The sequence below is a fragment of the Burkholderia sp. MS389 genome, assembly GCF_016899425.1.
Classification (GTDB): Bacteria; Pseudomonadota; Gammaproteobacteria; order Burkholderiales; family Burkholderiaceae; genus Burkholderia; species Burkholderia sola.
The window spans coordinates 901538-914979 of sequence record NZ_CP045994.1 but is presented as its reverse complement, the minus strand read 5'-3'; the positions used below and the strand labels follow the sequence as shown (position 1 = coordinate 914979).

13 protein-coding genes are annotated in these 13442 nt (G+C 68.7%); 5 read left to right on the top strand and 8 right to left on the bottom strand.

Annotation, left to right across the window (positions count from 1 at the left end; all coding sequences use genetic code 11):
- Window positions 1–8 precede the first annotated feature (8 nt).
- The 7 genes from GJG85_RS04220 to GJG85_RS04190 all read right to left on the bottom strand — a co-directional run bounded on the left by GJG85_RS04220 (window position 9) and on the right by GJG85_RS04190 (window position 5196).
- Window positions 9–641 carry a hypothetical protein gene (locus GJG85_RS04220; protein ID WP_050011693.1) on the bottom strand — a complete coding sequence of 211 codons (633 nt, stop codon included), beginning with the start codon at window positions 639–641 and terminating at the stop codon, window positions 9–11.
- Window positions 638–1057, bottom strand: a complete 420-nt coding sequence (locus tag GJG85_RS04215) for a quinol oxidase (protein ID WP_050011694.1) — start codon at window positions 1055–1057, stop codon at window positions 638–640. Before GJG85_RS04215 ends, GJG85_RS04220 begins: the two co-directional genes overlap by 4 nt.
- A 26-nt stretch (window positions 1058–1083) precedes the next feature.
- Window positions 1084–1866: an anti-sigma factor gene (locus GJG85_RS04210; protein WP_124555700.1), complete on the bottom strand. Its 783-nt coding sequence runs from the start codon at window positions 1864–1866 to the stop codon at window positions 1084–1086.
- Window positions 1863–2378 (bottom strand): sigma-70 family RNA polymerase sigma factor, encoded by a 516-nt coding sequence (locus GJG85_RS04205; protein ID WP_124630622.1) that lies wholly within the window; start codon window positions 2376–2378, stop codon window positions 1863–1865. Before GJG85_RS04205 ends, GJG85_RS04210 begins: the two co-directional genes overlap by 4 nt.
- 33 nt (window positions 2379–2411) lie before the next feature.
- Window positions 2412–2771: a hypothetical protein gene (locus GJG85_RS04200; protein WP_089488203.1), complete on the bottom strand. Its 360-nt coding sequence runs from the start codon at window positions 2769–2771 to the stop codon at window positions 2412–2414.
- Between the two features lie 333 nt (window positions 2772–3104).
- Window positions 3105–4349 (bottom strand): FAD-binding oxidoreductase, encoded by a 1245-nt coding sequence (locus tag GJG85_RS04195; RefSeq protein WP_050011696.1) that lies wholly within the window; start codon window positions 4347–4349, stop codon window positions 3105–3107.
- Between the two features lie 67 nt (window positions 4350–4416).
- Complete coding sequence (locus GJG85_RS04190; RefSeq protein ID WP_124630620.1) at window positions 4417–5196, bottom strand: ABC transporter substrate-binding protein; 780 nt, start codon at window positions 5194–5196, stop codon at window positions 4417–4419.
- A 380-nt stretch (window positions 5197–5576) separates the two neighbouring features.
- Between GJG85_RS04190 and GJG85_RS04185 the strand changes: the two genes are divergently transcribed.
- The 5 genes from GJG85_RS04185 (at window position 5577) to GJG85_RS04165 (ending at window position 10909) form a co-directional block, all read left to right on the top strand.
- A complete protein-coding gene (locus GJG85_RS04185; RefSeq protein ID WP_050011698.1) occupies window positions 5577–6539 on the top strand; it encodes an ornithine cyclodeaminase family protein in 963 nt (320 codons plus the stop codon).
- Window positions 6536–7327, top strand: coding sequence for a PAS domain-containing protein (locus GJG85_RS04180; RefSeq protein WP_124630619.1), 792 nt, complete (start codon window positions 6536–6538; stop codon window positions 7325–7327). Before GJG85_RS04185 ends, GJG85_RS04180 begins: the two co-directional genes overlap by 4 nt.
- Window positions 7328–7505: 178 nt before the next feature.
- A complete protein-coding gene (locus GJG85_RS04175) occupies window positions 7506–8237 on the top strand; it encodes a DsbA family oxidoreductase (protein WP_050011700.1) in 732 nt (243 codons plus the stop codon).
- A 134-nt stretch (window positions 8238–8371) separates the two neighbouring features.
- Window positions 8372–9811, top strand: a complete 1440-nt coding sequence (locus tag GJG85_RS04170; RefSeq protein ID WP_089488200.1) for a DHA2 family efflux MFS transporter permease subunit — start codon at window positions 8372–8374, stop codon at window positions 9809–9811.
- A gap of 309 nt (window positions 9812–10120) precedes the next feature.
- Window positions 10121–10909, top strand: a complete 789-nt coding sequence (locus GJG85_RS04165; protein ID WP_050011702.1) for a sulfite exporter TauE/SafE family protein — start codon at window positions 10121–10123, stop codon at window positions 10907–10909.
- Window positions 10910–11186: 277 nt separating this feature from the next.
- On the opposite strand, the gene GJG85_RS04160 is transcribed toward GJG85_RS04165, so the two are convergent.
- On the bottom strand, window positions 11187–13022 hold the full coding sequence (locus GJG85_RS04160; protein WP_050011703.1) for a peptidase S1: 1836 nt from the start codon (window positions 13020–13022) through the stop codon (window positions 11187–11189).
- Between the last annotated feature and the right edge of the window lie 420 nt (window positions 13023–13442).

The window sequence follows — 13442 nt, the reverse complement described above, 5'->3', positions numbered from 1 at the left end:
GCGCGCCGTCAGGGCGCGAAGAAACGCTCGGGAAACGCGACGTCGATCTCCACGTCGTCGAGCGTCACGGTTTCGAGCGGCACGTCGTCGTCGCCCGCATAGCTGACGACCTTCAGCGGAAAACCGTCCGCGGCGTCGAGCCACAACCGGTAGCGATGCACGCCGTCGATCGCGTGCGCGGGTGCGCCCGTGACCAGCACGCGCTGCGCGGTCCGGCCGCCGACGGCCTCCTTGCCTTCGGTCACCGTCGCACCGCCCTGCTGCAGCGCATGTACGTTGCGCAGCAGTTCGCCGACGTCCGAGCGGTCGACCCGGTGGCCGGTGCGGTCGCGCACGAGCGGATTGGACGGCGACAGCGTCAGCGCGGGCGGCGCATGCGTGCCGAACGGGCGCAGCCTGACCTTGCCGTCGCCGGGATCGTACGCGAGCACCGCGCCGCGATGCGGCGACACGAAATCCATCCGGACGAAGCCCGGTTTCAGGTACGCGTAGCGGATTTCGGTGCGCTCGCCGTCGCGCGCCGACGAGCGGATCGTCGCGCGGTACGAGCGGACGTGGTCGAAATGCGCCTGCGCGACGGTCACGGGATCGGCTGTCATGCTCGCTCCTATCAGGCTCGCGGCCAGCAACGCGGCGATCACGGCGCCGCCTCGACTTCGAGCACGCCTTCCATCCCGCGCTCGCGATGGCTGCTGAAAAACAGCAGCCGGTGCGTGCAATAGTAGGCGAATCGCCCCGGCTGCACCGGCGTGAAACGAAACGTCTTCGGCGTCGTGCCGAGCTCGGTGCGTACCGCGATGCCGGCCTGCGGCGCGTCGATCTCGAAGCTGTGCGGCACCACGCCGGGCTCGGCCGACACGGTCAGTTCGACCGGCGCGTGCGCACGGACGATCACGTGATTCGGCCGGAAGAAATAGCTGCCGCCGACGATCGTCACGCGCTGCACGCCGTCCGCGTCGATCGGCACGCGCAGGGGCGTGTCGGCATCCGCGTGCGCAAGCACCGTGCCCGCGGCGAACACCGCCAGTACGAGCCCCTTCATCGTCGCCATCTTCATCGCCTGCTCCCTGCGGGCGCCGCGCGTCAGCCCTTCCACGCGTCGGTCGGCCCGCCCAGCGCACCGCATGCGTCGATCGCGAGCTCGCGCAGACGCCGTTCGTCGCCACGGCCGGACAGCGCATAACCCATGCCGCGATCCGACCAGAAATACGTGTAGCGGCCGTTCGCCGACAGCGCGTGCGGCGCGAGACGCCGCGCATCGTATGCGGTCATGTACAGCGTCACGCGCGCACCGTCTGCGCGCTGGTACATGAGCTGCGCGGCCGGCCCCGCGTCGCCGGGCAGCAACCGGCCGCCCAGCAGCGCGTAACCGTATTCGTCGAGCGACGGCGCGCGCACCGGCCGGCCGACGCGCGCCGACAACCACGCGGCGAGACGCTCGGGATCGTTCGCGCCGACTTCCACCGGATGCTCGCGGTCGGCCGCGTACACCGCGTAGGCGACATCGGCGCGCGCGGCGAACGCCGGTTCGCGGCCGAATGCCGCCCAGCCCGCATGCAGCGCGACACCGATCAGCAGCCCGGCCGCCAGCCCCGCGAACGCATGCGCGACCGCGCGCCAGCGCGGCGCGCGGCGCTGCACGAACAACGCGGGCGCCGCGCCCGGCAACGGGAACAGCGCCTTCAGCGCATCGCGCTGCGCGCGGTAATGCGCGAATCGTTCGGCTTCCTGCGGATCGGCCTGCAGGCGCGCGAGCACCTCGCGCCGCTCGTGCCCGGACAGTTCGCCGTCCAGCAGCGCGGACAGCAGTTGCGCCGACGCATCGTCTCCCTGCTCGTTCGAAGGCTTGCGCGGATCGTCCATCATGGCTTCCCGATCACCCGTAACGTGGCCGTGCCGTGCGTCGACGGCGCGTCCGACAGCAACGCGCGCATCTGCGCGCGCGCCCGCGCGAGCCGCGACATCACCGTGCCCACCGGCACGCCGAGCACCTGCGCGGCATCGCGATAGCTCAACTCCTCCAGCGCGACCAGCAGCAGCACCTCGCGCTGTTCGACCGGCAGCCGGTACAGCGCACGCTGCACGTCGCGCAACTCCAGCCCGCCGACCTCGCCGACCGGCGCGGCCATCGTCTGCCACGGCGCCGTCGCGTCGTCGACCGCGATCTCGTGCCGCGCGCGCAACTGGTCGATGAAGCGGTGCCGCAGCAGCGTCAGTAACCATGCGCGCAGGTTGCCGCCGTCGCGCGGCGGCCGGTTCAGCGCACGCTCGAGCGTGTCCTGCACGAGATCGTCGGCCCACGCGCGCTCGCCCGTCAGCGCACGCGCATAGCGCGTGAGATGCGGAAGCCATACCAGCAGGTCCGATTCATAGCTCATCGGGGCGCCTCGCGCGTCGCCGCGCGGTCACGGTCACGGCCGCGCGACGTGCCACATGCCGCCGATTCCATCGCCGCTCGCGTCGCCGGCCTTGCGGTCCATCTTCCAGCGATACAGCGGGCGGCCGCGGTATGCCCATTGCTTTTTGCCGTCGTCGCGGGCGACGAGGCTCAGCGCACCCGACGCCTTGTCGTACGCGTCGGCGAGCGCGGGTGGCCAGTTGGCTGCGCACGTGCCGTCGCACATGCTCTTGCCCGGCGCATCGCGATCGAACACGTACAGCGTCATGTGCGCTTCGTCGACCAGTTTCCCGTCGCCGACCTGGGGCGGTTCCGCGGCCGCCGGCCGCACGATCGCCACCGTCAGCGCGGCAGCGAAGAGCATCCGTTTCATTCCCGTTCTCCTTGGCGTCGTGTCGCGACACGGTGCCGCCGAACGGGACGATCGGCTGCGTCGCGATCATTATCCCGCCGGCCGGCTGTGCCGGAACTCGGTATGTAAACGGACGGCGGCGGCCGGTTATTCCATGCGGCGGCGCGACGAGTGGTGGCGATCATTCATGCGACGAAAGCACGCGGGAAGCCTGAATGTCCTTCTTGTCGATTGGCAGATCATTTTCGACGGCGCGGATTTCGACCACCCGGGCAGCAGAACGAAAAACCGTGAAATACGCGCATTGCCATCGGCGCGTGCCGGCGACCGACGCCGCAACTGCGCGCGGCCGGTTCAACTGAAGCGTGCGGGCCGATACGGATGCGGATCGATATAGGTCGGCGCGCCCGTCATCATTTCGGCGAGCAGGCGGCCGGTCGCGGGCCCAAGCGTGAGCCCGTGATGGCAGTGGCCGAACGCGAACCACAAATGGCGATGGCGCGGCGCGGGCCCGATCACCGGACGCATGTCGGGCGTGCACGGCCGCATCCCGAGCCACGGTTCCGGATCGAGCCGCTCGCCGATGCCGAACGCGTCGCGCGCCAGCGGTTCGGCGCGCGCGAGTTGCACGCCGGTCGGCGGCGCACCACGCGGCGCGATCTCGACGCCCGTCGTCAGCCGCAGGCGGCCGCCCTCCATCGGCGCGACGACGAAACCGGCCTCGGTATCGCACACGGGCACGTTCAGCGGCGTGCGCGTCGGCCGGTAATGCATGTGATAGCCGCGCTTCGCGCGCAGCGGAATCCGGTAGCCGAGCGGCGCGAACACCTGATCGGACCACGGCCCGAGCGCGACCACGGCCGAGCGCGCCGAGATCGGCCCGTGTTCGGATCGGACTTGCCAGCCGTCATCGACCTGCACGAGCGTCGTCGCGTCGCCGTGCACGAACGAGCCGCCGTCGCGCTCGAACAGCCGCGCATAGGCCTTGGTCAGCCCGCCCGGGCTCGACACGGTCTTCGGATCCTGCCAGTGGAAGGCGCCGCAGAAGGCGTCGCCGATACCGGGCTCTCGCGCGCGCAGCGCATGCGCGTCGAGCACGGTCATCCGCAACCCGTGCGCGGCGGCGACCTGCTGCTGCGCGCGCGCTTCCGCGTCGAACAGCCCCGGTGAACGGAACGCCTCGATCCATCCGCCGTCGTGCACGAGCGGCTGCGCGTCGGTGCGTGCGAGCAGCGCATCGTGCTCGACGACGCTCGCCGCGACGAGCGGCAGCAGGTCGCGCGCGGCGGCCGCGAGCCGCTGCGGCGACGATTCGCGCCAGAAGCGCGCGAGCCAGCCCGCATACGCAGGTAGCGCGCGGTAATCCCAATAGAGATCGACCGAACGGTTGCGCGCGTAGCGCAGCAGCGTGCCGAGCCGGCGCGGAAACGCATACGGCACGACCGACGAGCGCTCGATCAGCCCCGCATTGCCGTGGCTGGTTTCCTCGCCGGGCGCGCGCCGGTCGACGAGCGCGACGCGCAGCCCGCGATCCTGCAGATGCAGCGCCGACGACACGCCGACGATGCCGGCCCCCAGAACGATGACGTCGAAATCCATGGTCCCCCGCACTGCGTCGAGATGGGATGCGCCGTGCGCCGGCCCGGCGGGCGGCACGCGGCGGCGCTTACTTCGCGATGATGTCGCGCTTGAAGTATTTCTGCGACAGCGCGCTCAGCGTGCCGTCCTTCTTCAGCGCATCGAGCGCACCGACGATCTTCGCCTGCAGCGCCTTGTCGTTCTTGCGCATCCCGAAGCCGGTGCCTTCGCCGAGCGTCGCCGGATCCTTCAGCGGCTCGCCGACGATCCGGTAGTCGCGGCCGGCCGGCTTGTCGAGGAAGCCGTCCTGCGCGGTCTGCGCTTCCTGCACGGCCGCGTCGAGACGACCCGCGACGAGATCGGCGTAGATTTGGTCCTGATCCGGGTACGACACGACGTCCACGCCCGCATTGGCCCAGTGCGCCTTCAGGAAATCCTCCTGCGACGAGCCCTGCAGCACGCCGACGTGCTTGCCGCGCAGGCTCGCGACGTCGGGCTTCAGCGGCGAGCCGTGCTTCGCGACCATCACGATCGGCACCACGTAGATCGCCGGCGTGAAGTCGATGCTTTGCTTGCGCTTCGCGGTGATGTTCATCGCCGAGTTGATCGCGTCGAACTTGCGCGCCTGCAGCGCCGGGATCAGCCCGTCGAACGCGTTCTCGACCCACACGCACTTCATGTTCAGCTTCGCGCATACCGCATTGCCGACGTCGACGTCGAAACCCTGCAGCTGACCAGCCGGCGTCTTGCTCTCGAACGGCGGATAGGCGGCTTCGATCCCGAAGCGCAACGTGGTCTGTTCCGCATGGGCCGTGACGGCCGCGCACGCGACCGCCGCAGCGGCGCAGAGGGAAAGTTTCCAGTTCATGACGGTCCTTCTGTTCTGGAGTGAGGCGATGAAGATCGGTCGCACGACGCCCTCGGTCGGACGCCGGGTCGGGATTCGGCGCAGGCGGCCGCCGCATGGCGACGTGTCGGGCTCTGCATGCGAAATATAGACTCAAAGTCTACTATAGACTATAGGGGATATGAGGAGATCGTCGTGTTGCTCGACGCCGAAATTTCGTCGCCCGAGCCAAAACATCGTTGATTCTGTGGAATTTTTCATGATCCCAGCACCGCCACGACGTCTCGAAAAGAAAAATTATCCCGATTTCGTTTGTCTATATTAGACTTTTAGTCCACAACGAACCCCGCCGGACACCGTCTTTCGAGACTTTCTGTCCAGCCCGCACCGGAGATGTCCCGATGACGCAACCCCGCCCCAGCCTGCCGCTGACCGTCGACGAAGCCGCGGTGCGCGCGGCGCTGCCGTCGCTCGACGTGCTCGGCACGCTGCGCCGCATGTTCGCGTCGCTCGCCGCGGCGCGCGCGGTGCAGCCGCCGCAGACGCTCACGCCGTTTCCCGACCAGGCCGGCGACTTCATCACGTATCTCGGCGCGCTCGCCGACCAGCAGGTATTCGGCGCGAAGCTGTCGCCGTATGTCGTGACAGACGGCAAACCCATCGTCACCGCATGGACCGCATTGATGTCGATGCAAACCGGCCAGCCGCTGATGTGGTGCGACGCCGGGCTGCTGACCGTCGAACGCACGGCCGGCACGACGGCGCTCGCGGTCGACTGCCTCGCGCCGCGCAACGCGCGTCATCTGGCGATCGTCGGCGCGGGCGCGGTCGGCCTCGCGCACCTGCGGCACACGGCGGCGCTGCGCGACTGGGACACGATCCGCGTGTACTCGCCCGCGCTGGCCGGCGATACGGCACTGCAGGCGAGCCTCGCCGCGCTCGACCCGCGCGCACGCGCGGCGGCAAGCGTCGAGGCGTGCGTACGCGACGCGGACGTGGTGATGCTGTGCACGTCGTCGGGCACGCCCGTGCTCGGCGACGGGATGCTCACGCGCGCCGCGCTCGTCACGTCGATCAGCACGAACGTCGCGCGCGCACACGAAATCCCGCCCGCGTGGCTGCCGGACATGGACGTCTACTGCGACTACCGGCACACGACGCCCGCGAGCGCCGGCGAGATGCAGATCGCGGCGGCCGAGCACGGCTGGGATGCCGGCCGGATCGCCGGCGACCTGCCCGCGCTCGTCGCCGGCACCTGCGCGGCGCCGTCGCGCACGCGTCACGCATTCTTCCGCTCGATCGGCCTCGGGCTCGAGGACATCGCGATCGCGCACGCGCTGTACACGCATCTGACGCGCGGATGAGCGCCCCGCGCGCGCGGGGCCGATACAATGGCGCAACCGCCGCGGCGGCCGCGCGCGGGCGCACGGGCATGCCGGCCGACGGTGCGCCGGCCCGCCGGCCCGACACGCTGCCCGGCTCCCGCCCACCCGAGATCGCGATACCGATGCGCAAGAAGAAATCTCCCGTCAAAGACCTGCTGCTCACCCGCTATGCGCCGATCGCCGACGGTATCGCCGCGCTGTTCTTCCCGTACGCGGAAGTCGTGATCCACGACCTGCACGACCAGACGGTGCTGTATCTGGCGAACAACCTGTCGAAGCGCGAGGTCGGCGACGATTCCGCGCTCGAGGAAATCGATCATTCGGCGCGCGAGCGCGTGATCGGCCCGTACGAGAAGCTGAACTGGGACGGCCGGCGGATGCGCTGCGTGAGCAACGTGCTGTTCGACGACGAAGGCCGCCCGGCCGGGATGATGTGCATCAACTTCAACATCGCGGTGTTCGACGAGGTGCGCGCGACGCTCGACCTGTTCATCAAGGGCGCGGGCGTCGTCGCGCAGCCCGACGAGCTGTTCCGCGACGACTGGCAGGAGCGCATCAATACGTTCCTGCACGGCTGGCTGCGCGAGCGGCAGGTCGGGCTGAACGGGCTCACGCGCGAGCACCGGCGCGAACTCGTCGAGGCGCTGTACGCGGAAGGCGCGTTTCGCGGCAAGAGCGCGGCGAACTACGTCGCGAACGTGCTCGGGATGGGGCGCGCGACGGTCTACAAGCATCTGAAGCATCTGAAGGAAACGGGCGACGCCTGAGCGCGCAGCGGCGGCCGCAATGACGATCGGACCCGGCCATCGGCATCGGACGACCGTTTCCGCGTCGAAGCTTCGCGATACGCGGGCGCGGCTGCATGCCGCACGGGCCTACGGACCACGGAGCCCGGGAGCATAAAGTGATATAGTCACAGTTACATTTTTGACCGCTCCAACCGCCATGACGACCGCTCCCGCCCCGACCGCCCGCCCGACCCTGACCGTCGAAATCTGGTCCGACCTGATCTGCCCATGGTGCTGGATCGGCAAGCGCCGTTTCGACGAGGCGCTGGCCGCGTTCGCGCACGCCGACCGCGTCGACGTCGCGCTGCGCGCGTACCGGCTGATGCCGGGCCACCCCGTCGAGCCGGTCGAGGCGATGCTCGCAGGCAAATACCGGATGGCGCCCGCACAGGTCGACCAGATGCTGCGCCAGGTAACCGAGGCGGCCGCGAGCGTCGGGCTGCGCTACGACCTGCCCGGCACGCTCGTCGGCGACACGCTCGACGGCCACCGGCTCGTGAAGCTCGCGCACGCGTCGGGCCGCGCGCATGCGCTGACCGAGCGCCTGTATCGCGCGTATTTCTGCGAGCACGGCTCGCTGTTCGATCATGCCGCGCTGACCGAATTCGCGGTCGAAGCCGGGCTCGAGCGCTCGGCCGTCGAAGCGGTGCTGCACAGCGACGCGTACCGCGACGAAGTCGAGGCCGACATCGCGCGCGCCGCGCAGATCGGCGGGCGCGGCGTGCCGCTGTTCGTGTTCGGCGGCCGCTACGCCGTATCGGGCGCGCAGCCGGCCGACGCGTTCGCGCAAGCGCTCGACCACGCGTGGCGCGACGGCGTCGTCGAACTCGACGGCGACGACGCGGCCGCCTGCGGCCCGGACGGCTGCGAACTGCCGGCGCGCGCGTAACGCAACATCCCGCTTCACGCGCGCCGGGCCACACCCGCCGCTACGCGACGCTCCTGCCACAAACCGACAGGAAACCCGCGCCGGTGGCATCTACAATGCATCCTTCCATATAACGAATAGAAGGCTGCGAGCCCATGACCCACGGGATTCACGGCGAGAAGCGCTGGTACGCGCTGATCGTGCTCTGCCTCGGCGTGCTGATGATCGTGCTCGACAGCACGATCGTGAACGTTGCGCTGCCGTCGATCAGCACCGATCTCCACTTCACCGAAACGGCCCTCGTGTGGGTCGTCAATGCCTACCTCCTGACATTCGGCGGCTGCCTGCTGCTCGGCGGCCGGCTCGGCGACTTGTACGGCCAGCGGCGCATGTTTCTCGCGGGCCTCGTCGTGTTCACGCTCGCGTCGCTCGCCTGCGGGCTCGCGCAATCGCAGGCGATGCTGATCGCCGCGCGCGCGGTGCAGGGGCTCGGCGGCGCGGTCGTGTCGGCCGTCTCGCTGTCGCTGATCATGAACCTGTTCACCGAGCCCGGCGAACGCGCTCGCGCGATGGGCGTCTACGGCTTCGTGTGCGCGGGCGGCGGCAGCATCGGCGTGCTGCTCGGCGGGCTGCTGACGAGCTCGCTGTCGTGGCACTGGATCTTCCTCGTCAACCTGCCGATCGGCGTCGCGGTCTACGCGATGTGCGCCGCGCTGCTGCCGCGCACGCGTACGGCGGCCGGCACCGCGCGGCTCGACGTGGCGGGCGCGATCACGGTGACGGCATCGCTGATGCTGGCCGTCTACGGAATCGTCGGCGGCAACGAGGCCGGCTGGCTGTCGACGCAGACCGTCGCGTTGATCGGCGCGGCCGTCGTGCTGCTCGCGCTGTTCATCGCGATCGAGTCGCGCGCCGCGCACCCGCTGATGCCGCTTACGCTGTTCGCCGCGCGCAACGTCGCGCTCGCAAACGCGATCGCCGTGCTGTGGGCGGCCGCGATGTTCGCGTGGTTCTTCCTGTCCGCGCTGTACATGCAGCGCGTGCTCGGCTACGGGCCGCTGCAGGTCGGCCTCGCGTTCCTGCCGGCGAACCTGATCATGGCGGCGTTCTCGCTCGGGCTGTCGGCGCGGATCGTGATGCGCTTCGGGATCCGCGGCCCGATCGCCGCCGGCCTGCTGATCGCGGCGTGCGGCCTTGCGCTGTTCTCGCGCGCGCCGGTCGACGGCGGTTTCGTGTGGCATGTGCTGCCCGGCATGACGCTGCTGGGCATTGGTGCAGGCGTCGCGTTCAATCCGGTGCTGCTCGCCGCGATGAACGACGTCGATCCGGCCGATTCCGGGCTCGCGTCGGGGATCGTCAACACCGCGTTCATGATGGGCGGCGCGCTCGGGCTCGCGGTCCTCGCGAGTCTCGCCGGCGCACGCACCGATGCGCTCGCGGCAGCGCAAGCGGCGCCGCTCGACGCACTGAACGGCGGCTACCACGCGGCCTTCGCGTTCGGCGCGGCGTTTGCGGCCGTGGCCGCGCTGACCGGTTTCGCGCTGCGCATCCGGCCGCCACGCGCGGTCGAAGGTGCCGGGCCCGCGATGCACTGACCGTCGATGGGCGGCCCGGAACCGGCATCGAGTCGGGGCGCGCACTGTCGCGCCCTTTTTATGCGCGCCCGGATACACGGCGCCGGCCCCGGTTCGTCATCGCTTTCAGACCGGTCGTCATCGTCGGTCGCGCCCCATTCAAACGCCCGTTTTACGTCCCGCCGGCCGCCTGCGGTGCAGACCTTCCCGGCCGATTTTTAACGCAGTCGTACATTGACGCGCCACTTTTGCGACAATGGCGGACTTTGACGCGCGCGCAGCGCCGCGGCCGCGCGCCGCCGCCGAACGCCACCTAACCGCCTGCCTCCGATGTCGCTTCCCCATATCGATCTGCTGTACTCGCTGTCCGGCCTGTTCGTCGGCATTCTCGTCGGCCTGACGGGCGTCGGCGGCGGTTCGTTGATGACGCCGATCCTCGTGCTGCTGTTCGGCGTCCACCCGGCGACGGCCGTGGGCACGGACCTGCTGTACGCGGCCGCGACCAAGGCCACCGGCACGCTCGTCCACGGCCTGAAGGGCTCGGTCGACTGGCGCATCACGGGCCGGCTCGCGGTGGGCAGCGTACCGGCCGCGGCGCTCACGCTGTGGTGGCTGCACACGCACGGGATGAACACGCCGGGTACCGCGCGGATGATCCAGCTCGTGCTCGGGGTCGCGCTGCTGCTCACGTCGCTCGCGCTGATCTTCCGCCCGCAGCTCACGGCATTCGCCGCGCGCAACCCGCTCGCGCCGAGCCCCGCGCGCACGCTGTGGTCGACCGTGCTGACGGGCGCCGTGCTGGGCGTGCTCGTGTCGATGACGTCGGTCGGCGCCGGCGCGATCGGCGTGACCGTGCTCCTGCTGCTGTATCCGCTGCTGGCGACGACCCGCATCGTCGGTTCCGACATCGCGCATGCGGTGCCGCTCACGCTGGTCGCGGGCATGGGCCACTGGCTGCTCGGCTCCGTCGACTGGTCGATGCTGCTGTCGCTGCTGCTCGGTTCGCTGCCCGGCATCGTGATCGGCAGCCTGCTGTCGGCGCGCGCGCCCGAGCGGCTGCTGCGCAACCTGCTCGCGTCGACCCTGGTGGCGGTGGGCGTGCGGCTCGTGCTGGCGTAAGCAACGCCTCGCGTCTGGTGACAAACGCCACCGTCGGCGCATGCCGATCCTCAATAGAGGGCTTTTCATCCCTGTTTTGAGGATTAAGGAAGCCATCACCTTCGACTTCCGGGGCAATACCCCCTCCGACACAAAAAGATGCCCCCGGAGTCCACGACTCTCGGGGGCATCTTGTGGAACGACAGCCACACCATCAACGTACACGACCCGCCACATCGGGACGCACGCGCGCGTGCACTTTTCCGCCGCGGCGGGCGGCGCCCGCCGCCCGCAACACTTACTGCCCCTGCTGCTGCAGTTTCTGCTGCTTCATCTGCTGCGTGCGCGCCTGCAGCTTCAGCACGCGTTGCAGCGCAGTACGGTTCGCGAGGATGCCGTCGTAGAAGTTGGCGAGATCGCCCTTCAGCGCGGTCCGCGACGCGTCGTTCAGATAGATCATGTGGCCCGACGGGTAGTTCTTGATCGTCAGGTTCTGCGCCTTGAGCGTCGGATCGAGCGGCATCTGCGCGAGCGTCAGCTCCGTCTGGTGGAACGGCGTGACGGCGTCGAAATAGCCGTTCGCCGACAGCACCTTCAGGTCCGGGTTCACGCTCATCGTCGACGCCAGGTCGCCGGCCGTGTACAGCGTGTTGCCGCCACCCTTGTTCGCGCCGGTCGGGTCCGTGTGGCTGAAGTCCCAGTTGTTGAAGACCTGGTCGTTCAGGTCCACGAACGACGACGTCGACGTGTACTTGAGATCGGTGTTGATGTAGCTGTTCCACAGCACCGTGTACGCGCCGCCGACGTTCGTGATCGACGGATCGTTGCTGCCCGAGTTCGGCAGGATGTACGGCGCGATGCCCTTGCCCGTGAAGTTCGCGCGACCGTCGTACTGGCCGATCTGCGTGCCCGGCACGAGCGTCAGGAAGAACGTGTACGGCGGGTTGTCGTCCGACGACGGCACGTTGCCGAGCGCGGCCGGGTTGCCGAAGGTCTGGATCAGCGACGTCGGGTCCGTGCCGATGTACGCGCCCATCTGCTGAGCGGTCTGCAGCTTCAGGTTCAGCCGCACGTTCACGAAGCCGCCGTCCTGCGGATTCGGCTTCTGCGCAAGCGGCGCGAGCGTGTTGTCCGCGTAGTGGCGGGCCTGCACCATGTACGCGTCGAGATCGGTCGGCGTCGGGTTGAGCGTCGTCTTCTTCCAGTAGAACGCATCGGCCGCGAGCGTCGGGAACGTGCCCGGCGCGGACAGCGCGTTCGCATAGTCGAGGATCGACGACTGCAGCGTGATCCCGTTCAGATCGATGCCGTCCTCGTGCAGCACCCACGACACGACCGCGCTGCGCGCGGTGCCGTACGACTCGCCGTACAGGAACTTCGGCGAATTCCAGCGCGAGTACTTGGTCAGGTAGCGCTGGATGAAGCGGTCGATCGAGCGCGCATCCTGGTCGGTGCCCCAGAAGTCCTTGTTCTTCGCCGGCGCGATCGCCGTCGAGTAGCCGGTGCCGACCGGGTTGATGAACACGAGGTCGGTGCGGTCGAGCAGGCTGTCCGGATTGTCGAGCAGCTTGTACGGCGCGGGCGGCGTGAAGTTCGGGAACGACGACTGCAGGCGCTTCGGCCCGTACGAGCCGAGCAGCAGGTAGACCGACGACGAGCCCGGGCCGCCGTTGTAGAAGAACGTGACCGGGCGCGGCTTCGACGGGTCGGGATTGTCCTGCGTGTACGCGACGTAGAACATCTTCGCGTTCGGCGCCGACGTGACCGGATCGATCGTCGTCAGGTGACCGGTGGTGGCCGTGTACTGGATCGTCTTGCCGCCGATCGCGACCTGGCGGTGCACGACCGCCGCGCCTTCCGTCGAATCCGTGACCGCATCGTTCGGCCCGGTGCCGTACACGTCGGTGTCGACGTACGGCTGGTCGGCCGCGGTGGCGGCCGTTGCGTCGGTGGTGGCCGACGTGCCGCCGCTGGACGTCGCGGCCGCGGTGGCGGCCGACGCAGCCGGGCTCGGCCCATCGTCGCCGCCGCACCCCGTGACGAGCAGCGCCGCGGCCGCCGCGGCGGCGAGCGGTACGCTCAAGGTCGTTCCGAATAGCGCGAAACCGTCTTTCAAGGACTTGCGTGTCGTCATTATTGCCTCTCGAACAGAACGATAAATACCGCCGGTCGCAAGGGATCATTTGCGCCGGCGCTCCGCACCGGGAATGCATTCGTTATGCGACGCACTCCGAGTTTTTTACCGGATCGGCGAATACCGATCGGCACGATTTACCCCACCTTTTTTTGCAACCGCACAATGGCATAAACTCCATTGGCAACGATAATTCGATGATTCACCGCAATACGGATTCATTCCGCGGATTCGCACGCATAACGAAAGCGACGGACAAAAGGACGCCTCGCAAAGCCCGCTCAGCAAAGCGTCTTCACTTCGACCAGACAAACGATCCCCATCGGCGAGATACCGATTAATCGCGAAACCGCGACCAATCGCGACTCGATCCGATTGAATAAAATCGAAAGGAACGATTAACTAAATGGAAAGGAATAT